Origin of the sequence: Sphingomonas sp. (assembly GCF_036387535.1) — a bacterium.
Lineage (GTDB): Bacteria > Pseudomonadota > Alphaproteobacteria > Sphingomonadales > Sphingomonadaceae > Sphingomonas_R.
Genome location: NZ_DASVTO010000113.1, coordinates 1 through 16,396, shown reverse-complemented (window position 1 = coordinate 16,396; position 16,396 = coordinate 1). Strand labels below are relative to the sequence as shown.

At 68.3% G+C, this 16,396-nt stretch carries 15 protein-coding genes; 5 read left to right on the top strand and 10 right to left on the bottom strand.

What is annotated here, in order from left to right:
* The first annotated feature begins 464 nt into the window (after positions 1-464).
* A complete protein-coding gene (gene pheS, locus VF649_RS10650; RefSeq protein WP_331011933.1) occupies positions 465-1,559 on the top strand; it encodes a phenylalanine--tRNA ligase subunit alpha in 1,095 nt (364 codons plus the stop codon).
* Positions 1,556-3,913 (top strand): phenylalanine--tRNA ligase subunit beta, encoded by a 2,358-nt coding sequence (pheT, locus tag VF649_RS10645; protein ID WP_331011932.1) that lies wholly within the window; start codon positions 1,556-1,558, stop codon positions 3,911-3,913. The genes pheS and pheT overlap by 4 nt, the downstream gene beginning before the upstream one ends.
* A gap of 99 nt (positions 3,914-4,012) precedes the next feature.
* Here the strand turns inward: pheT and metW are convergent, their stop codons facing one another.
* The 3 genes from metW to VF649_RS10630 all read right to left on the bottom strand — a co-directional run bounded on the left by metW (position 4,013) and on the right by VF649_RS10630 (position 6,342).
* A complete protein-coding gene (gene metW, locus VF649_RS10640; RefSeq protein WP_331011931.1) occupies positions 4,013-4,603 on the bottom strand; it encodes a methionine biosynthesis protein MetW in 591 nt (196 codons plus the stop codon).
* Positions 4,600-5,724, bottom strand: coding sequence for a homoserine O-acetyltransferase MetX (gene metX / locus VF649_RS10635; RefSeq protein WP_331011930.1), 1,125 nt, complete (start codon positions 5,722-5,724; stop codon positions 4,600-4,602). The genes metW and metX overlap by 4 nt, the downstream gene beginning before the upstream one ends.
* A gap of 177 nt (positions 5,725-5,901) precedes the next feature.
* Positions 5,902-6,342 (bottom strand): type II toxin-antitoxin system PemK/MazF family toxin, encoded by a 441-nt coding sequence (locus VF649_RS10630; RefSeq protein ID WP_331011929.1) that lies wholly within the window; start codon positions 6,340-6,342, stop codon positions 5,902-5,904.
* Positions 6,343-6,432: 90 nt separating this feature from the next.
* Here VF649_RS10630 and hisC point away from each other — a divergent pair, with 90 nt between their 5' ends.
* Together hisC and VF649_RS10620 are read left to right on the top strand one after the other, a co-directional pair.
* The gene (gene hisC / locus VF649_RS10625) at positions 6,433-7,524 is read left to right on the top strand and encodes a histidinol-phosphate transaminase (RefSeq protein ID WP_331011928.1); all 1,092 of its coding nucleotides are present in this window, start codon (positions 6,433-6,435) and stop codon (positions 7,522-7,524) included.
* Entirely contained in the window at positions 7,524-8,429 is a 906-nt protein-coding gene (locus tag VF649_RS10620; protein WP_331011927.1) for a prephenate/arogenate dehydrogenase family protein, read from the top strand. Before hisC ends, VF649_RS10620 begins: the two co-directional genes overlap by 1 nt.
* A 13-nt stretch (positions 8,430-8,442) precedes the next feature.
* On the opposite strand, the gene VF649_RS10615 is transcribed toward VF649_RS10620, so the two are convergent.
* The 5 genes from VF649_RS10615 to VF649_RS10595 form a co-directional block, all read right to left on the bottom strand.
* Complete coding sequence (locus VF649_RS10615) at positions 8,443-9,243, bottom strand: MetQ/NlpA family ABC transporter substrate-binding protein (RefSeq protein ID WP_331011926.1); 801 nt, start codon at positions 9,241-9,243, stop codon at positions 8,443-8,445.
* A gap of 129 nt (positions 9,244-9,372) precedes the next feature.
* The gene (locus VF649_RS10610) at positions 9,373-10,029 is read right to left on the bottom strand and encodes a methionine ABC transporter permease (protein WP_331011925.1); all 657 of its coding nucleotides are present in this window, start codon (positions 10,027-10,029) and stop codon (positions 9,373-9,375) included.
* The gene (locus VF649_RS10605) at positions 10,029-11,003 is read right to left on the bottom strand and encodes a methionine ABC transporter ATP-binding protein (protein ID WP_331011924.1); all 975 of its coding nucleotides are present in this window, start codon (positions 11,001-11,003) and stop codon (positions 10,029-10,031) included. Before VF649_RS10605 ends, VF649_RS10610 begins: the two co-directional genes overlap by 1 nt.
* Positions 11,000-12,001: an LLM class flavin-dependent oxidoreductase gene (locus VF649_RS10600; RefSeq protein WP_331011923.1), complete on the bottom strand. Its 1,002-nt coding sequence runs from the start codon at positions 11,999-12,001 to the stop codon at positions 11,000-11,002. The genes VF649_RS10605 and VF649_RS10600 overlap by 4 nt, the downstream gene beginning before the upstream one ends.
* Positions 11,998-12,915, bottom strand: coding sequence for an alpha-L-glutamate ligase (locus VF649_RS10595; RefSeq protein ID WP_331011922.1), 918 nt, complete (start codon positions 12,913-12,915; stop codon positions 11,998-12,000). Before VF649_RS10595 ends, VF649_RS10600 begins: the two co-directional genes overlap by 4 nt.
* Positions 12,916-13,045: 130 nt before the next feature.
* Here VF649_RS10595 and corA point away from each other — a divergent pair, with 130 nt between their 5' ends.
* The gene (gene corA, locus VF649_RS10590; protein ID WP_331011921.1) at positions 13,046-14,014 is read left to right on the top strand and encodes a magnesium/cobalt transporter CorA; all 969 of its coding nucleotides are present in this window, start codon (positions 13,046-13,048) and stop codon (positions 14,012-14,014) included.
* Between the two features lie 4 nt (positions 14,015-14,018).
* Here corA and VF649_RS10585 read toward each other — a convergent pair whose 3' ends face one another.
* Together VF649_RS10585 and VF649_RS10580 are read right to left on the bottom strand one after the other, a co-directional pair.
* Positions 14,019-15,236 (bottom strand): cell wall hydrolase, encoded by a 1,218-nt coding sequence (locus VF649_RS10585; RefSeq protein ID WP_331011920.1) that lies wholly within the window; start codon positions 15,234-15,236, stop codon positions 14,019-14,021.
* A gap of 78 nt (positions 15,237-15,314) precedes the next feature.
* Positions 15,315-16,250, bottom strand: coding sequence for an NAD(P)/FAD-dependent oxidoreductase (locus VF649_RS10580; RefSeq protein ID WP_331011919.1), 936 nt, complete (start codon positions 16,248-16,250; stop codon positions 15,315-15,317).
* Between the last annotated feature and the right edge of the window lie 146 nt (positions 16,251-16,396).

Below are 16,396 nucleotides of genomic sequence, written 5' to 3'. Positions count from 1 at the left end.
ACATGCGGGCAAAGGGAACGCACTGCCAGCCAAAGCCCTTCGCTTCGGCGGCGGCGGGCGTCATCGCAAAAAAGATCACGCTCAGGAAACCAATTGCCGCGCGCGTCGTTCTGGTCATGTGAAGCCCCGCCATGTGCCTGATGCTCGGGTACGGCACGATTTACGTTCAGCATAGCGACAGGCGGTGGACCGCGCTGCCGACACGGCGAGTCGATCCGCGGATTTCAGCCATTTTCGCTTCGCCCCAGCGGACGCTCGCTTTATCGATCCTGTCCGGAAACCGGGTGATTCGCTTACCGGATCTCCACCTTTTCGTGGCCGCTCGGCCGAAGCGGCACGGCCACACCTGCGCCGGGTGCGGCATCCCGCGCCACGCCCGGCTTGATCCACCCCCCGCCACGCGACTACGGGTTCGCCGACAATGGCGTTCCTGGCGGGCGCCCGGAAGGACAGCCGTGGACGACATCGAGCAACAGAAGGCCGCAACGCTGGCGGAGATCGCGACCGCGGACGCCGCCGCGCTGGAGGCGATCCGCGTCGCCACGCTGGGCAAGAGCGGCACGATCACCGCATATTTGAAGACGATGGGCAAACTGACGCCCGAAGAGCGCCAGGTCCGGGGTCCGGTGATTCACGGCTTGCGCGAAGCCGTCGCCACCGCGATCGCCGATCGCAAGGCGCTGCTCGACGCACAGGCGCTGGACGCCCGCCTGGCGACCGAGCGGCTCGACCTGACCTTGCCGGTTGCGCTGCCCCCTGCCGGATCGGTCCACCCGGTCGCACAGGTGATGGACGAGCTGGCCGAGATCTTCGCCGATCTGGGCTTCGCGGTCGCGACCGGGCCGGAGATCGAGGACGACTGGCATAATTTCACCGCACTCAACATTCCCGAGACCCACCCTGCGCGCGCGATGCACGACACCTTCTATGTCGAGCGCACTGACGGCTCGGACGCCGGCGCGGAAGCGCGCATGCTCCTCCGCACGCACACGTCCCCGGTCCAGATCCGCACGATGCTGTCGCAGCAACCGCCGATCCGCATCATCGCGCCCGGCCGCACCTATCGGTCGGACAGTGATGCCACCCACACGCCGATGTTTCATCAGGTCGAAGGGCTGGTGATCGATCGTGGCATCACGATGGGCCATCTGAAATGGACGCTGGAAACCTTCGTGAAGGCCTATTTCGAACGCGACGACATCGTGCTTCGCATGCGGCCCAGCTATTTCCCATTCACCGAACCCTCGGCGGAGGTCGACGTCGGCTTCACCTGGGACAAGGGCAAGCGCGTGATCGGCGGCGGCGGTGATGCCGGCGGCGGTGGCTGGATGGAAATTCTCGGGTCCGGCATGGTCCATCCGCGCGTGATCGCCGCCTGCGGGCTCGATCCCGCCGAATGGCAGGGTTTCGCCTTCGGCTGCGGCATCGATCGGCTGGCGATGCTGAAATATGGCATGGACGATCTCCGCCCCTTCTTCGACGGCGATCTCCGCTGGCTCAGGCATTATGGTTTCGCGGCGCTCGACATGCCGACGCTGTCCGGGGGGATTTCGGCATGAAGTTCACGCTCAGCTGGCTGAAGGATCACCTCGACACCACCGCCACCGTCGAACAGGTCGCCGAACGGCTGACCGCGATCGGGCTGGAGGTGGAGGGGATCGACGATCCCGCCGCGCGGCTCGCGCCGTTCGTCATCGCGCGCGTGTTGACCGCCGGCCCGCATCCGCAGGCCGACAAGCTTCAAATCCTCTTGGTCGACGCCGGCGGGCCGGATCCCTTGCAGGTGGTGTGCGGTGCGCCCAACGCCCGCGCCGGGCTGGTCGGCGTGTTCGGCGCGCCGGGCGCCTATGTGCCCGGGCTGGACGTCACGCTGAAGGTCGCGGCGATCCGCGGCATCGAATCGCGCGGCATGATGTGTTCGAAGCGCGAGCTGCTGCTGTCGGACGAACATGAAGGCATCATCGAACTGCCCGCCAACGCTCCGGTCGGTGTCGCCTATGCCGACTATGCCGCGCTCAGCGATCCGGTGATCGACGTCGCCATCACCCCCAATCGTCAGGATTGCATGGGCGTGCGCGGCATCGCGCGCGATCTCGCCGCCGCCGGGCTGGGCACGCTGAAGCCGCTGCTCATCCCCACGATCAAGCCGGCCTTTCCCTGCCCGATCGCGATCCGCACCGACGATCCGGAGGGGTGCCCCGCGCTGTTCGGGCGCGTCATGCGCGGCATCGTCAACGGTGCCTCGCCCGACTGGATGGCCCGGCGCCTGACCGCGGTGGGGCAGCGTCCGATCTCCGCGCTGGTCGACATCACCAACTATGTCATGCTCGATCATGGCCGCCCGCTCCACGTCTATGACCTGGCAAAGCTCGACGGCGCGCTGGTCGCGCGCAAGGCGACGGCGGGCGAGACGCTGACCGCGCTCAACGGCAAGGACTATGCGCTCACCCCGGCGATGACGGTGATCGCCGATGCCGCTACCGTCCACGATATCGGCGGCATCATGGGGGGCCTGCATTCGGGCGTGTCGGCGGACACCACCGATATCGTCATCGAATGTGCCTGGTTCGAACCCACCACCATCGCCCGCACCGGTCAGGCGCTGGCGCTCGGCAGCGATGCGCGCACCCGCTTCGAACGCGGCGTCGACCCGGAGTTTCTGGGTCCGGGCCTCGCCATCGCAACCGACCTCATCCGCCAGCTGTGCGGGGGGGACGCGTCGGACGCGATCACCGCGGGCGAACCGCCGAACGGCGTGCGCGTCATCGCGCACGACCCTGCTCTCTGCCTGCGGCTGGCCGGCATGACCGTCGCTTATGATCGCCAGCGCGCGATCCTGACCGCGCTCGGCTTCGGTGTCGATGCCGCCTGGAACGTCCGCGTCCCCAGCTGGCGCCGCGACATCGACGGGCCCGCCGATCTGGTCGAGGAAATCGTCCGGATCGAGGGTCTGGACGCCGTGCCTTCCACCCCGTTGCCGCGTGGCGACGGCGTGGCGAAGCCGACCGCGACCCCGGCGCAACGGCTGGAACGCCGCGTCCGGCGCGCGGCGGCGGCGCGCGGCCTGTCCGAAGCGGTCACCTGGAGCTTCATCAGCCAAGCCGAGGCCGACGCTTTTGGCGGCGGCGCCTGGGCGCTGGCCAACCCGATCAGCGCGGATATGCGGGTGATGCGGCCCTCGCTGCTGCCCGGCCTGCTGTCCGCCGCCCGCCGCAATGCCGATCGCGGTGCCGCCGGCATCCGGCTGTTCGAAATCGGGCGGCGCTATCTGGCGGATGGCGAACCCGCCACGCTCGGCTTCGTCCTGACCGGCGACCGCGCCCCGCGCAGCTGGTCCGGCGGCAAGCCCGCGCCGTTCGACGCCTATGACGCCAAGGCGGAGGCGATCGCGCTGCTCGCCGCCGCCGGTGTACCCGTCGACCGGCTACAGGTGATGGCGGCGGTGTCGCCCGTCTATCATCCCGGCCGTTCGGCGACGCTGCGGCTGGGTCCGAAGGCGATCCTGGCCGAATTCGGCGAACTCCACCCCGCGACGGCCAAGGCGATCGGCATCGACGGCACCGCCATCGCGGGCGAACTGTTCCTGGATGCCATTCCCCAGAAACGCGGATCGGGCCCGGTCCGCCCCGCCTTCGCACCGCCGGCACTTCAGGCGGTCCGGCGCGATTTCGCCTTCGTCGTGCCCGCCACCCTCCCCGCCGACGATCTCGTCCGCGCGGTCCGCAGCGCCGACAAGGCCGCCATCGTCGACGCCCGCATCTTCGACCTGTTCGCGCTCGGCGGCGGCGCGCTGTCGATGGCTCTCGAGCTCACCCTGCAACCGGTCGAGAAGAGCTTTACCGAGGCGGAGTTGACCGCGATCGCCGAGAAAGTCGTCGCATCGGCCGCAAAGACCGGCGCCAAACTCCGCTAAAAACCCTCTCCCCCCGGGAGAGGGAGGGGCCCACCGGCCACTTGGCCGGTGGGAGGGTGAGGCCAGAACCGCGCCACAAATACCACGCCACCCAACCCCTCACCGCCGCAACAAGAACACCGCATGCTCCGCCAGCAGGTTGGCGCCCACCGCGGAACAGCGCCGAGCACCCGCCAGGAACCATTCCTCTTCCACCCTGATCCCGCGCGCCGTCACGAACGCGCGGAAATCGTCGATCGTCAGCTGGTGGATATTCTGCGTCTCGTACCAGCTGACCGGCAATGCCGGCGTCACCGGCATCCGCCCGCCCCACATCAGCGACCAGCGCACCCGCCAATAGGCGAAGTTCGGGAAAGACACGAACGCCGTCCGCCCGATCCGCAGCAATTCCTCCAGCACCCGGTCCGGCGCACGCGCGGTCTGCAACGTCTGGCTCAGGATCGCGTGGTCGAAACTGTGATCGGGATAGGCCGACAGGTCGGTGTCGGCATCGCCCTGCACCACCGACAGGCCGCGCGCGACCGCGGCCGACACATTGGCGGCGTCGATCTCGATCCCGCGCGCATCCGCCCCGCGCGTATCGCGCAGCACCGCCATCAATTCCCCGTCGCCGCAGCCGATATCCAGTACGCGTGCGCCGCGGGCGACATGGTCGGCGATGATCGCGAGGTCGGGCCTGAGCGCGCTCATCCCGACACAGCGCGCAGGAATCCGTCGACCACGCGGTTCAATTCCGGCACGTCCAGCAGGAACGCGTCGTGGCCAAACGGCGACGACAGTTCGACGAAGCTCGCCGCCGCGCCCGCCGCATTCAGCGCATGCACGATAGCCCGGCTCTCCGCGGTGGGATACAGCCAGTCGCTGTCGAAACTCACCAGGCAGAAGCGCGTGGCGGACCCCGCAAAGGCATTGGCCAGCCGCCCGCCATGCTCCTCCGCCAGGTCGAAATAATCCATCGCGCGCGTGATATAGAGATAGCTGTTGGCATCGAACCGATCGGTGAAGCTGATCCCCTGGTGTCGCAAATAGCTTTCCACCTGAAAATCCGTGTCGAAGCCGAAGCTCTTGGTCGAGCGCGCCTGCAATTTCCGCCCGAATTTCTCGGTCAGCCCGACTTCGGACAGATAGGTGATGTGCGCCGCCATCCGTGCCACCGCTAGGCCGGCGGCCGGCGGCGCGTCATGCGATCCGTAATAATCGCCCTCGCGCCAGTTCGGATCGGCCATGATCGCCTGCCGCCCGACCTCGTGGAACGCGATATTCTGCGCCGAATGCCGCGCCGCCGATGCGATCACCACCGCCGCCCGCACCCGCGCCGGATAGGTGGCGGCCCATTCCAGCACCTGCATGCCCCCCATTGATCCGCCGACTGCGGCCAACAGGCCGGGCACGCCCAGATGATCCAGCAGCAGCGCCTGCGCCCGCACCATGTCACGCAGCGTGATGACCGGAAACCGCATCGCATAGGGCGCGCCGGTGGCGGGATCGGCGCTGGCCGGGCCGGATGATCCCATGCACGATCCCAGCACATTGGCGCAGATGATGAAGTGCCGCGCCGGATCGATCGGCTTGCCCGCGCCCACCATCCGCGTCCACCAGCCGGGCTTGCCGGTTCGCGGATGCACCGACGCGACATGATGATCGCCGGTCAGCGCATGACAGATCAGCACCGCGTTCGACCGATGCGCATCCAGCGCGCCATAGGTTTCATAGGCGATGTCGACCGACGCCAGCGCCGCCCCGCCATCCAGCGCGAACGGCCCGGGCAAGGTCACCAGCCGCGAAAGGCCGAAACGCGCATCATCCGACATGCTGCGCGGCTAGGGGGAAGGCGGGGGGTGAGTCAATCGGACCGGCAAAAACAAAGGGGCTCCGGCCAAAGCCGAGGCCCCCTCGCTACGATGCCGCCAGCTTGGTATCGCCCGTGCAGCACCGGCTGCCCGAAAGCAGTCTCCAAGCCCGATGCCGAGGCAGAGCGGGAACGGAATCTAAGTAGTCGGACCCAGCCATTTTGTCAAGATTGCGAGGCCCAGACCACAGAGCATGGCGGCGCGCACCCGCTGCAGATCGGCTGGCGACACCGCACCCGTGCTGTACCGCCGCTGGCCGCCGGTTGGGCCACGCGGCTCCCGGAACCGGTCCAGGCGGGCAAGCGACACCGTCGCGATCATGTCGCATTTCGCCCACATCTCCGGCGCATCAAACGGCGCCGGCAGTGGCTGCGCCAACATGATCCGGCAATGATATGCCTCCACGACCGTGGGGGCGGTGGTGCTGAGCGGCACGACCGCGACCAGCCCGTTCCGGCGGCGCAGCCGTGGCGATAGGATCACCACCGGGCGCCGCTTCACCATCTCCGGGGCCACGAAACCGGTCCCGTAGTCGCACAGAAGAATGTCGCCGGGATTGGGGTGATAGAGTAGCGCCATACCTCGCCCTTAGCCGGCGCCGATTTTGTCGCCAAGCGACCGTCATCTTCGGCATGACGTGGCCATTCCGATCCGCTATCGCACGCGGCCATGACAGCACCCGCACCCAAGCCCTGGATCGATGCGATCGCTCCTTATGTTCCCGGCCGCGCCACGACCGATGGCGGCGTGACGGCGATCAAATTATCGTCGAACGAAAATCCGTTCGGCACCGGCGCCGCCGCGCGGGCGGCCTATGCGGCGGAAGGCCATTCGCTCGACCGCTATCCGGATGCCGGGGCGACCCGGCTGCGGACGACGCTGGCCGCGAAATATGATCTCGATCCCGCACGCGTGATCTACGGCACCGGATCGGACGAGATCCTGCATCTCGCCACCGGCGCCTTTGCCGGCGTCGGGGACGAAGTGCTGCAGGTCCGCTACGGCTTCGCGGTCTATGAAATCGCGGCGCGGCGGGTCGGTGCGACACTGGTGGTGGCACCCGATGCCGATTACGCGACCGATGTCGATGCGCTGCTGGCCGCCGTCACGCCGCGGACGCGCGTCGTGTTCGTCGCCAATCCCAACAATCCGACCGGCACCTACAACGACCGGCACGATATCGCGCGCCTGCATGCCGGGCTGCCGAGCGATTGCCTGCTGGTGATCGACCAGGCCTATGCCGAATATCTGGAACCCGATCAGGACGACGGGGCGCTCGAACTCGCCCGGTCCGCGCCCAATGTGATGATCACGCGGACCTTCTCCAAGATCCACGGGCTGGCGGCGGAACGGATCGGTTGGGGGTACGGGCCGGCGCCGGTCATCGCGGCGCTGCACAAGATCCGCGCGCCCTTCAACGTCACCACCGCGGGCCAGGCGGCGGCGGTCGCGGCTTTGGCCGACGACGCCTTTGTCGACCGCAGCCGCAGTCACAATGCCGTCTGGCGCGGCTGGTTCACCGATGCGATGCACGCGCTGGACGGCCTCCGCGTCGTGCCCAGCAAAGCCAATTTCGTGCTGGTCCTGTTCGAAGGACGGCTGACCGCGCAGGTCGCCTATGACGGGTTGATGGCGCGCGGCTATATCGTGCGCTGGCTGCCGGGACAGGGGCTCCCGCACGCGCTGCGCATCACGATCGGGACGGAAGCGGAGACGCGCGGTGTCGCCGCCGCGATCGCGGATCTGGTCGCCGCCGCCTGATGCTGCCGTTTGCGCGTGTCACCATCATCGGCCTGGGGCTGATCGGGTCGTCGATCGCGCGTGCGGTGGGCGTCAGGATGCCGACGGTCCGGATCACCGGACATGATGCCGATCCCGACGTCCGCGCCCGCGCGCGCGATCTTGGCTTTTGCGACGATGTGACGGATCAGGCCGGCGCGGCCGTGGTCGATGCCGATCTCGTCATCCTGTGCGTGCCGGTCGGCGCGATGGCGGCGGTGGCGGCGGACATCGCGGACGACCTGCCCGCCGATGCGGTGCTGAGCGATGTCGGATCGTCCAAGGCCGGCATCGCCGCCGTGCTGGCCGAGCATTTCCCGCATAACCCGATCGTCCCCGCCCATCCGGTCGCCGGCACCGAACGCAGCGGCCCGGACGCCGGCTTCGCCACCCTGTTCGACAAGCGCTGGTGTATCCTGACACCCGCCGACGATGCCGATGCGGTCGCGGTCGAACGCGTCAAGGCGTTCTGGACCAGCCTCGGCGCGGAAATCGAGGTGATGGAGGCGAAGCATCATGACCTGGTGCTGGCGATCACCAGCCATCTGCCCCACCTGATCGCCTATACGATCGTCGGCACCGCATCCGATCTGGAACAGGTGACGCAGAGCGAGGTCATCAAATATTCCGCGGGCGGCTTCCGCGATTTCACGCGTATCGCCGCATCGGACCCGACGATGTGGCGCGACGTGTTCCTGTCGAACCGCGAAGCCGTGCTGGAAATGCTGCAACGCTTCTCGGAGGATCTGAGCGCGTTGCAACGCGCGATCCGCTGGGGCGACGGCGACGCGCTGTTCGACCTCTTCTCCCGCACCCGCGCCGTTCGCCGCAGCATCGTCGAACAGGGGCAGGACGACCCGCGCGAGGATTTCGGGCGGGCCCACTGATCCGGCGCGGACCTCAGAACGCCGGGATCACCGCGCCCTTGTAATGCTGGGCGATGAACGCCTTCACATCGTCGCTGCGCAGCGCCGAGATCAGCTTTGCGACCTTCGGATCGGACCGGGCACTCTCCAGCCCGACCAGATAATTGACATAGGGACTGTCCTTGTCCTCGATCGCCAGCGCATCGCGGGTCGGTTCCAGCTTCGCGTCCAGCGCATAGTTGGTGTTGATGAGGGCAAGATCGACCTGGTCCAGCACGCGCGGCAACGTCGCGGCCTCCAGCTCCTTGAACTGCAACCTGCGCGGGTTGGCGATGATATCCTTCGGAGTCGCCAGCGGATCGGCCGGGTTCTTCAGGCGGATCAACCCCGCCTTCGCCAGCAGGATCAGCGCGCGCCCGCTGTTGCTCCCCTCGTTCGGAATCGCAACCGTCGCGCCGTTCGGCACCGTCGCCAGCGTCTTCCATCGCCGCGAATAGGCACCCAGCGGCTCGACATGGATCCCCGCCAGCGTCACCAGCCTGGTCCCGCGCGCCTGGTTGAACGTATCGAGATAGGGCTTGGTCTGAAAATAATTGACCGCAATCCGCCCTTCGGCGACCTGCACGTTCGGCTGGACATAATCGTTGAACGTCCGGATATCGAGCGTCACGCCCTGCTTCGCCAGCACCGGCTTCACATGCTCCAGGATTTCGGCATGCGGCACCGCAGTCGCGGCGACGGTCAGCGTGCTGCCGTCCGCCGGCGCGCTTTTGCTCCCGCATCCCCCCAACAGCGTCAGCGCGGACAGCGCCACAAGGAAAGTCCGTTTCTGCATCGTCATTCCATTCTCCAAGGGCCCGGCCCCCAACTCCGTTCGGTTCGAGCCTGTCGAGAACCACGCCGGCCGTTCTCGACAGGCTCGAACCTAACGGAAACAAAGAAGAGGATCAGGGCAGGATAGAAATCACCGCCGGCGATACCGCCGCACCAGCGCATCGCCCACCATCTGGATCCCCTGCACCAGCAGCAGCAGCAGCGCCACCGTCACCACCATCACATCGGTCTGGAACCGCTGATACCCGAACCGGATCGCCAGGTCGCCCAGGCCGCCGGCTCCGACCACGCCCGCCATCGCGGTAAACGACACCAGCGCCACCGCGGTCACCGTCGCCGCCGCGATGATGCCTGGCATCGCTTCGGGCAACAGCGCGCGCCATACCAGGTCGCGCGTGGTCGCGCCCATCGCCTGCACCGCCTCCACCGTGTTGCGGTCGACCTCGCGCAGCGCCGTCTCCACCAGCCGCGCGAAAAACGGCGCCGCCCCCACCACCAGCGGCGGGATCGCGCCCGCCACCCCCAGCGACGTGCCGACCAGCAGTACCGTCACCGGAATCATCACGATCAGCAGGATGATGAACGGCACCGACCGCAACAGGTTGACGGCCAGCGCCAACGCGCCATTGCCGATGCTGCTCGCCCAGATCTGCCCCGGCGACGTCAGGAACAGCGCGACGCCCAGTGGCAGGCCGAACAGGATGGTCAGCAGCAACGACCCGCCCAGCATCGTCAATGTGTCCAGGCACGCCTGCGCAATATCGGCCCACACAATATCCACGAACATCAGGCCGTCACCCGTCCATAGCGCCCCAGCGCCGCGATCGCCGCCTCGGTATCGCCGCCCGACAGGCCGAGCGTCAGCTGGCCGTAGCTTTCGTCGCGCAACCGGCCGATGCGTCCGTCCAGGATCGCGAAATCCGCTCCCGTCTCGCGCGCGACCATCGTCAGCACCGGCTCCCCGATCGTGGCGCCGTGACAGGTCCAGCGTACGATCCGCCCCGCGAAGTTCGGGAACGCCGCCGGCCCCTGCTCGCCCGCCTCGGCCAGCAAGGCGCGCGTCTCCGCCGCCTGAGGGTCCAGGAAGATGTCGGCGACGCTTCCCGTCTCCACCACGCGCCCGGCGTGCAGCACCGCTACCCGGTCGCACACCTGCCGCACCACATCCATTTCATGCGTGATCAGCACGATCGTCAGCCCCAGATCGCGGTTGAGATCGGCGATCAGCGCCAGCACATCGCGCGTCGTCTCCGGATCGAGCGCGCTCGTCGCCTCGTCGCTCAGCAGGATATCGGGCCCGGTCGCCAGCGCACGCGCGATGCCGACGCGCTGTTTCTGCCCGCCCGACAATTGCGCCGGATATTTATGCCCATGGTCGGACAGCCCGACCCGGTCGAGCAATTCCGCCACCCGCGCCGCTGCCTGGCCGCGCGGCGTGCCCGCGATCCGCAGCGGAAACGCGACATTGTCCGCCACCGTCCTGGACGCCAGCAACCCGAATTGCTGAAAGATCATGCCGATCCGCCGCCGCATCGCGCGCAGCGCCGCCCCGTCCAGCCCGGCGACATCGGCACCGTCGACGATCACCGCGCCGGCGGTCGGCCGTTCTAGCCCGTTCAGCAACCGGATCAGCGTGGACTTGCCCGCCCCCGACCGGCCGATGATCCCGAACACTTCGCCACGCGCGACAGTCAGATCGACGCCGTCCAGCGCCATCGCCCCGCCGGCGAAGCGCTTGCCGACACCCTCCAGGCGGATCATCCCGCGATCACCTGCGCCGCGAACCGCTCCATCTCCTCGGCTTGCGGGCTCATCTGCAACAACAGCAGGTCGAGCCCCGCGCCCTCATAATCGGCGATGCGCTGCTTCACCTGTTCCGGGGTCCCGATCAGGTTGGGGCGCAGCCCGCGGTTTGACACCGCATATTCCTGCAACTTCATGTCGCGCTCCAGCTGCGTACCCGACAGCCACTGGTCGAAATTGGCATAGCCCGCGGGCAATTCCTTGACGGTCGTGATCCGCTCCAGCTCACGCCGCGCCTCGGCCTCGCTGTCGCGCACGATCGCATAGGCCGCCATCCCGTATGTCAGGCGACGGTCGCCGGCCCGTGCGCGCATGTCCGCAATCTTCGGCGCGACCGCCGCGACCGGATCGCCGTGCATCACATAGGCATCGCATTGCCGCGCGATCATCGTCTTGGCGGTCTCGCTCTCGCCCCCGGCATAGAGGGTCGGCAAACTGGCCGGCTTGGGCGAACAGATCGCCGCATCCGTCCGGTAATAGCGGCCGGAAAAGCTGAACCGCTCCTCGGTCCACAGCCCCCGCACCACCTCCAGCCATTCGGACGTGCGCGCATAGCGATCGTCATGCTCGTCGAACTGCAACCCGTATTGCCGCGCCTCGTCCGCCCACCAGGACGATACGACGTTCAGCGACAGCCGCCCGCCCGCGATCCGGTCGATATTGGCCGCCGCCTTGGCGAACAGCGCCGGCTGATGAAAGTTCGGCCGCACCGCGACCATGATCTCCTGGCGGTTCGTCACCGCCGCGATCGCCGCCGCGGTCGACCAGGCATCCAGCGCCGGCTGCTCCACACCCTTGATATCGTTCAGGTTCAGCTCGGCGATCAAGGTCAGGTCATACCCGATCTGCTCCGCCCGCACCGCCAGGTCGCGCGCCAGTTCCCAGCTCGCCTGCGGCTCGTCGTCGACATTGCGCAGCCAGCCGCCGAACACCGGCATCCAATAGCCATATCTCATCGCCGGACCTCCGCGATCCTGTCCGCCAGCCAGTCGATCAGCCGCTCATGCGGATCCCAGCCCAGGACACCCAACGGATCGGCGACGAAGTTGGACAAGGCATTGATGTCGTAGAAACGCGCCGTGCCGTCGCGGTCGTCGATCATCACCTCGATCCCGCCGACATCCAGCCCGGCGGCCTGCGCGATCCGCTCCGCCGCGGCGATCAGGTCCGGCGCCGGATCGGCACGCGTCACCGTGACCGCCGCCTTGCCCGGTGCCGCCAGACAGATATCCGCCGGGCACAGGTCGAACCCGCCGCCGCCATCGACGTCGATCGCATACAGGTAGCGCCCGCCCAGCGTCTCGATCCGTGTGATCGCCCCGCCGCGCACCGGCACATGCTCCTGCACCAGCAGCACGCGGTCGATACTGTCCGGTACGGTCCCGTCCCCCACCGCAACCGCCAGTTCGGCGGGCGTGTCATAACGCACGATGCCCGCACCCGACCCGCCGATATTGGCCTTCACCACGATCGGAAAGCGCAATCCCGCCGCCGCCGCGGCCAGATCGGCGGCGCGGTGCACCACGCGCGTGTCCGGAATGGCGAGCCCGAGCCCCGCGATCAGCGCCAGCTGACGCGCCTTCGACGCATCGATCGCCAGCACGTCGGCGCCGTTCACCACCCGCGCGCCGGCCGCCTGCCACTGCGCCATCACGGCCTGCGCGAAGAAGATCGGATGTTCGGGCGCGCGCAGGAAACTCGACATCGCGATCCGGTTCAGCACGACGGGCGCGGGCGGCGCCGGATCGGCCGGATCGACGATCAGGCCGTCGGCATGGATCGCGCGATAGGCGATCCCGCGTCGGTCCAGCCCGGCGAAGAGTGGCCGGAACCAGTCGGGATGTTCGTACAATATGGCAAGGTCGGACATGGCCGCTCCTGTAGCCTTGCAAACGCCCCGCCGCAAAGCCGGAAGCGGCCGCATGCTCGTGCGGGTGGGGAGACGCCCCGCGGATCCTCTGCTAGTCGCACGGTTTCCTGTTTCCGGAACCAACCAGCCGATGACCGTCGTCGCCGCCACGCTCTACCGCAACGGACAGAAGATCCGCGATATTCCGCTCGATGAAACCATCCGCTGCGATCATGACAAGTCGGAATTCGTCTGGATCGGCCTGCTGGAACCGACCGACGCCGAACTGCTCGACCTGCAACAGCGCTACGATCTGCACCCGTTGGCGGTCGAGGACGCGCTGAAGGCGCATCAGCTGCCCAAGGTCGACATCTATGGCGACCAGCTGTTCGTGGTGGCGCAGACCGCACATCTGGAGGGGGACGATATCTGCTATGGCGAAACCGCGATCTTCGTCGGCCACAGCCATATCATCACGGTGCGCCACGGCTCCGCGCGCGCCCACGCCCAGCTGCGCCATCAACTGGAGGCCGCGCCGTCGCTGCTCCGCCACGGCGTCGATTATGTGCTGCACGCGATCCTCGACTTCATCGTCGACGGCTATCTGCCGATGGTCGAGGCGATCGAGGATTCGGTGCTGGAAATGGAACGCGCGACGCTCGACCGCTTTCTCGGCCGACCCGAAGTCACCCGCCTGTTCAAGCTGCGCCGCGAACTGATCCGGTTCCAGCGCATCCTGGCGCCGATGGCGGAGGTCGCGGGCAAGTTCGTGCGGATCGACATGCCCTGCATCGATCCCGATGCGCGGCCCTATTTCAGCGACGTGCTCGATCATGTCCGCCGGGTGCAGACGATGGTGGACGGCCTGCGCGACGTGTTGACCAGTGTTTTCGAAGTCAGCAATTTGCTGGAACAGCAGCGGACCGGCGACATCACGCGCCAGCTGGCGGCCTGGGCCGCGATCCTGGCGGTGCCGACCGCGATCGCCGGTATTTACGGCATGAATTTCAAGAACATGCCCGAACTGCAGGTGCACGACGGCTATTTCATCGTACTGGCCGTCATCGCCACGCTGTGCGTCACGCTCTATATCCGCTTCCGCCGGTCGGGCTGGCTCTGACGCGTCAGGGCGCGCTGGTCCCCGGCAGGCACTGGGCCGGGTCCGCGCGCGGAATCTGCCGGCAATTCCAGCGGAGCTGCGGCGTCCCGTCGCCCGCGCGCCGATACACGAAGCTGGCGGAACGCAGCGCCGGCAACGGGATCGGCAAGCGCGCGGGCACCCGATCGGGATCGATCCACCCCGCCACCATGCACGCCGCCCGCTCGCCGCACAGCGCCGCCGCGATCGCGGGGTAGATCTCGTCAGACGCCCCGATCACCAGTTCCAGTGCAAATTGATTGCCGCCCGGCGTGCCCAGCCGCACGATATTCCCCTTCATCAGCGCTGCGGGTACGCCCGGAATGGTCACGACCGGTCGCGTTTCCAGATGCTGCACGCTGTCGGACGGGATGGCGGGCACGCCGAACATCATCCGCTCCGCCGCCGGATCGATCGCGTCCGCGGCTCCGAACCCCGGCACGCGCGGGTCGACGATCTCCTGCCCGCCATAGCGCCGGCGGAACGCGGCCGGTGTTCCCCAATATCCGCGCCAGCGGAAGAACAGATGCGTGCCGACCTGGCCGATCTTGTCCAGCGTCGCGCTCCAATAGGGCACCACCCAATCGGTATGATAATGGGTGGCGTTGCCGACGCGCCGGTCGACGAACCCGGCCAGCGCCTTGTCCGCGACATCCTCGGCCCGCTTCCACGCCGCATCCGACGGCCGCCGCGCCATCGATCCGTCGCAGGTGAAGCTGAACTGGCATCCGGTCCGGCGTTCGCTGCCCTGGAACACCACGCCGCACACCGTCTTGGGATAGGCGGGGTGTCGCACGCGGTTGAGCACCACCTGCACCACCGCCGGCTGGCCGACCGGGTCGTCGCCCGCCTCATACCAGGCCGCACTCGCCAGGCACGCCTGCGCCGCCGAACGGTCCGCCTCCGACCCGGCGTAGCGGAACGGGCGCGCGGCGGTGATCGGCCCGCCTACGAAGGGGATCTCGGCATTGATCGCGCGTGCCCGATCGGGTGTCATGTCGCGCAACATCATCGGCTCCACGGCCGGCGGCGGGGCGGCCGGCGCCGGCGTGGCGGGCGGAATGGCCGGAACCGCGCGCATCCGTGATGCACCGGGCACCGCCGGCGGCTGCCCCGCCACCACCACGATCGCCAGCGTCAGCAGCGTCGCCGCGACGCCCGCGCTCCACCACGAGGACGCGGGCGCAGCTAGATTATCCGGCACGCATCATCCTCCCTCGCCATTGCGCCCGGCGGCAACGTCCCGGCCGGCCGATCGTGCCGCGGAAAACACCGGCGCGCCTCAGGCGCCCGGCATCACCTCGGCCAGCCGCCATCCCGACAGCCACGCGCTTTCCACCCGCGGCGCCAGCAACCAGTCGCCGCACAGCCCGATGCCGGCGTGCCCGTCCCACAACGCATCGCAGCCCAGCGCCCCCGACCGTGCATAGCGCCAGCGATGCGCCGTCACCGCGATCGTCGCGGGCAGGTCCTGCCCGACCGCCTCGGCCAGGCCGGCCAGCAGCGCCGTAGCGACCGCCGCCGGCTCCGCCTCCAGATGATCGCGCGACCAGTCCGGCATGGCGTGGGCCACCCATGCCTCCGGCCCGCTTCGCCCCGGCTTGGCGCTGTTGCGCGCCGCCCAATCGAGCATGCCCGCGCGCCGGATCACGTCCGTCGCCACCGCGACCGGTGCCGAAAACGCCGCCATCAGCGTCCAGCACGGCGCCGATCGCACGCCCTCCGCCTGCCGCGCGAACGCCGGAACCTGCGCCGCCACCAGCGCCGCCACCTGTTCCGCCGGCACCGCGATCACCACCGCGTCATATCCGTCATCGGCCACGCCCTCCCCGCGTACGCCCCAGCCGCCGCCGTCCGGCACCAGCGCGTCGATCCGCATCCCCCAGCGGACGTCGCACGCATCGGCCACCGCACGCAGCGGCGCGTTCATCGCCGGGTTCCCGACCCAGGCATCGTCCCCTGCCGCGGGCCAGCGCGCGACCACCCCGGCTGCGTGCCACTGCGCCACCCGCGCGATGAAATCCGGATCGCGCGCGGTGAAATATTGCGCGCCATGGTCGAACGCGATCTCGCCCGCCGCGGTCGCCATCCGCCGCGTCGCCATCCGCCCACCGGGCCCCCGCCCCTTGTCATAGGCGACGACCGCATGGCCACCCGCGCGCAGCCGCTCGGCACAGGCGAGGCCGGCCATTCCCGCTCCGATGATCGCCACGCGCATGTCCATTCCCTTTCGATCACCGATCCCGCGCTGGCATAGGCACGCTGCCGCCCCATATGGAAGCCATGACGACACTGACGGTCTGGTATGATGGCGCCTGTCCGCTCTGCCTGCGCGAAATCGCGCTGATGCGGCGGCTGGACCGG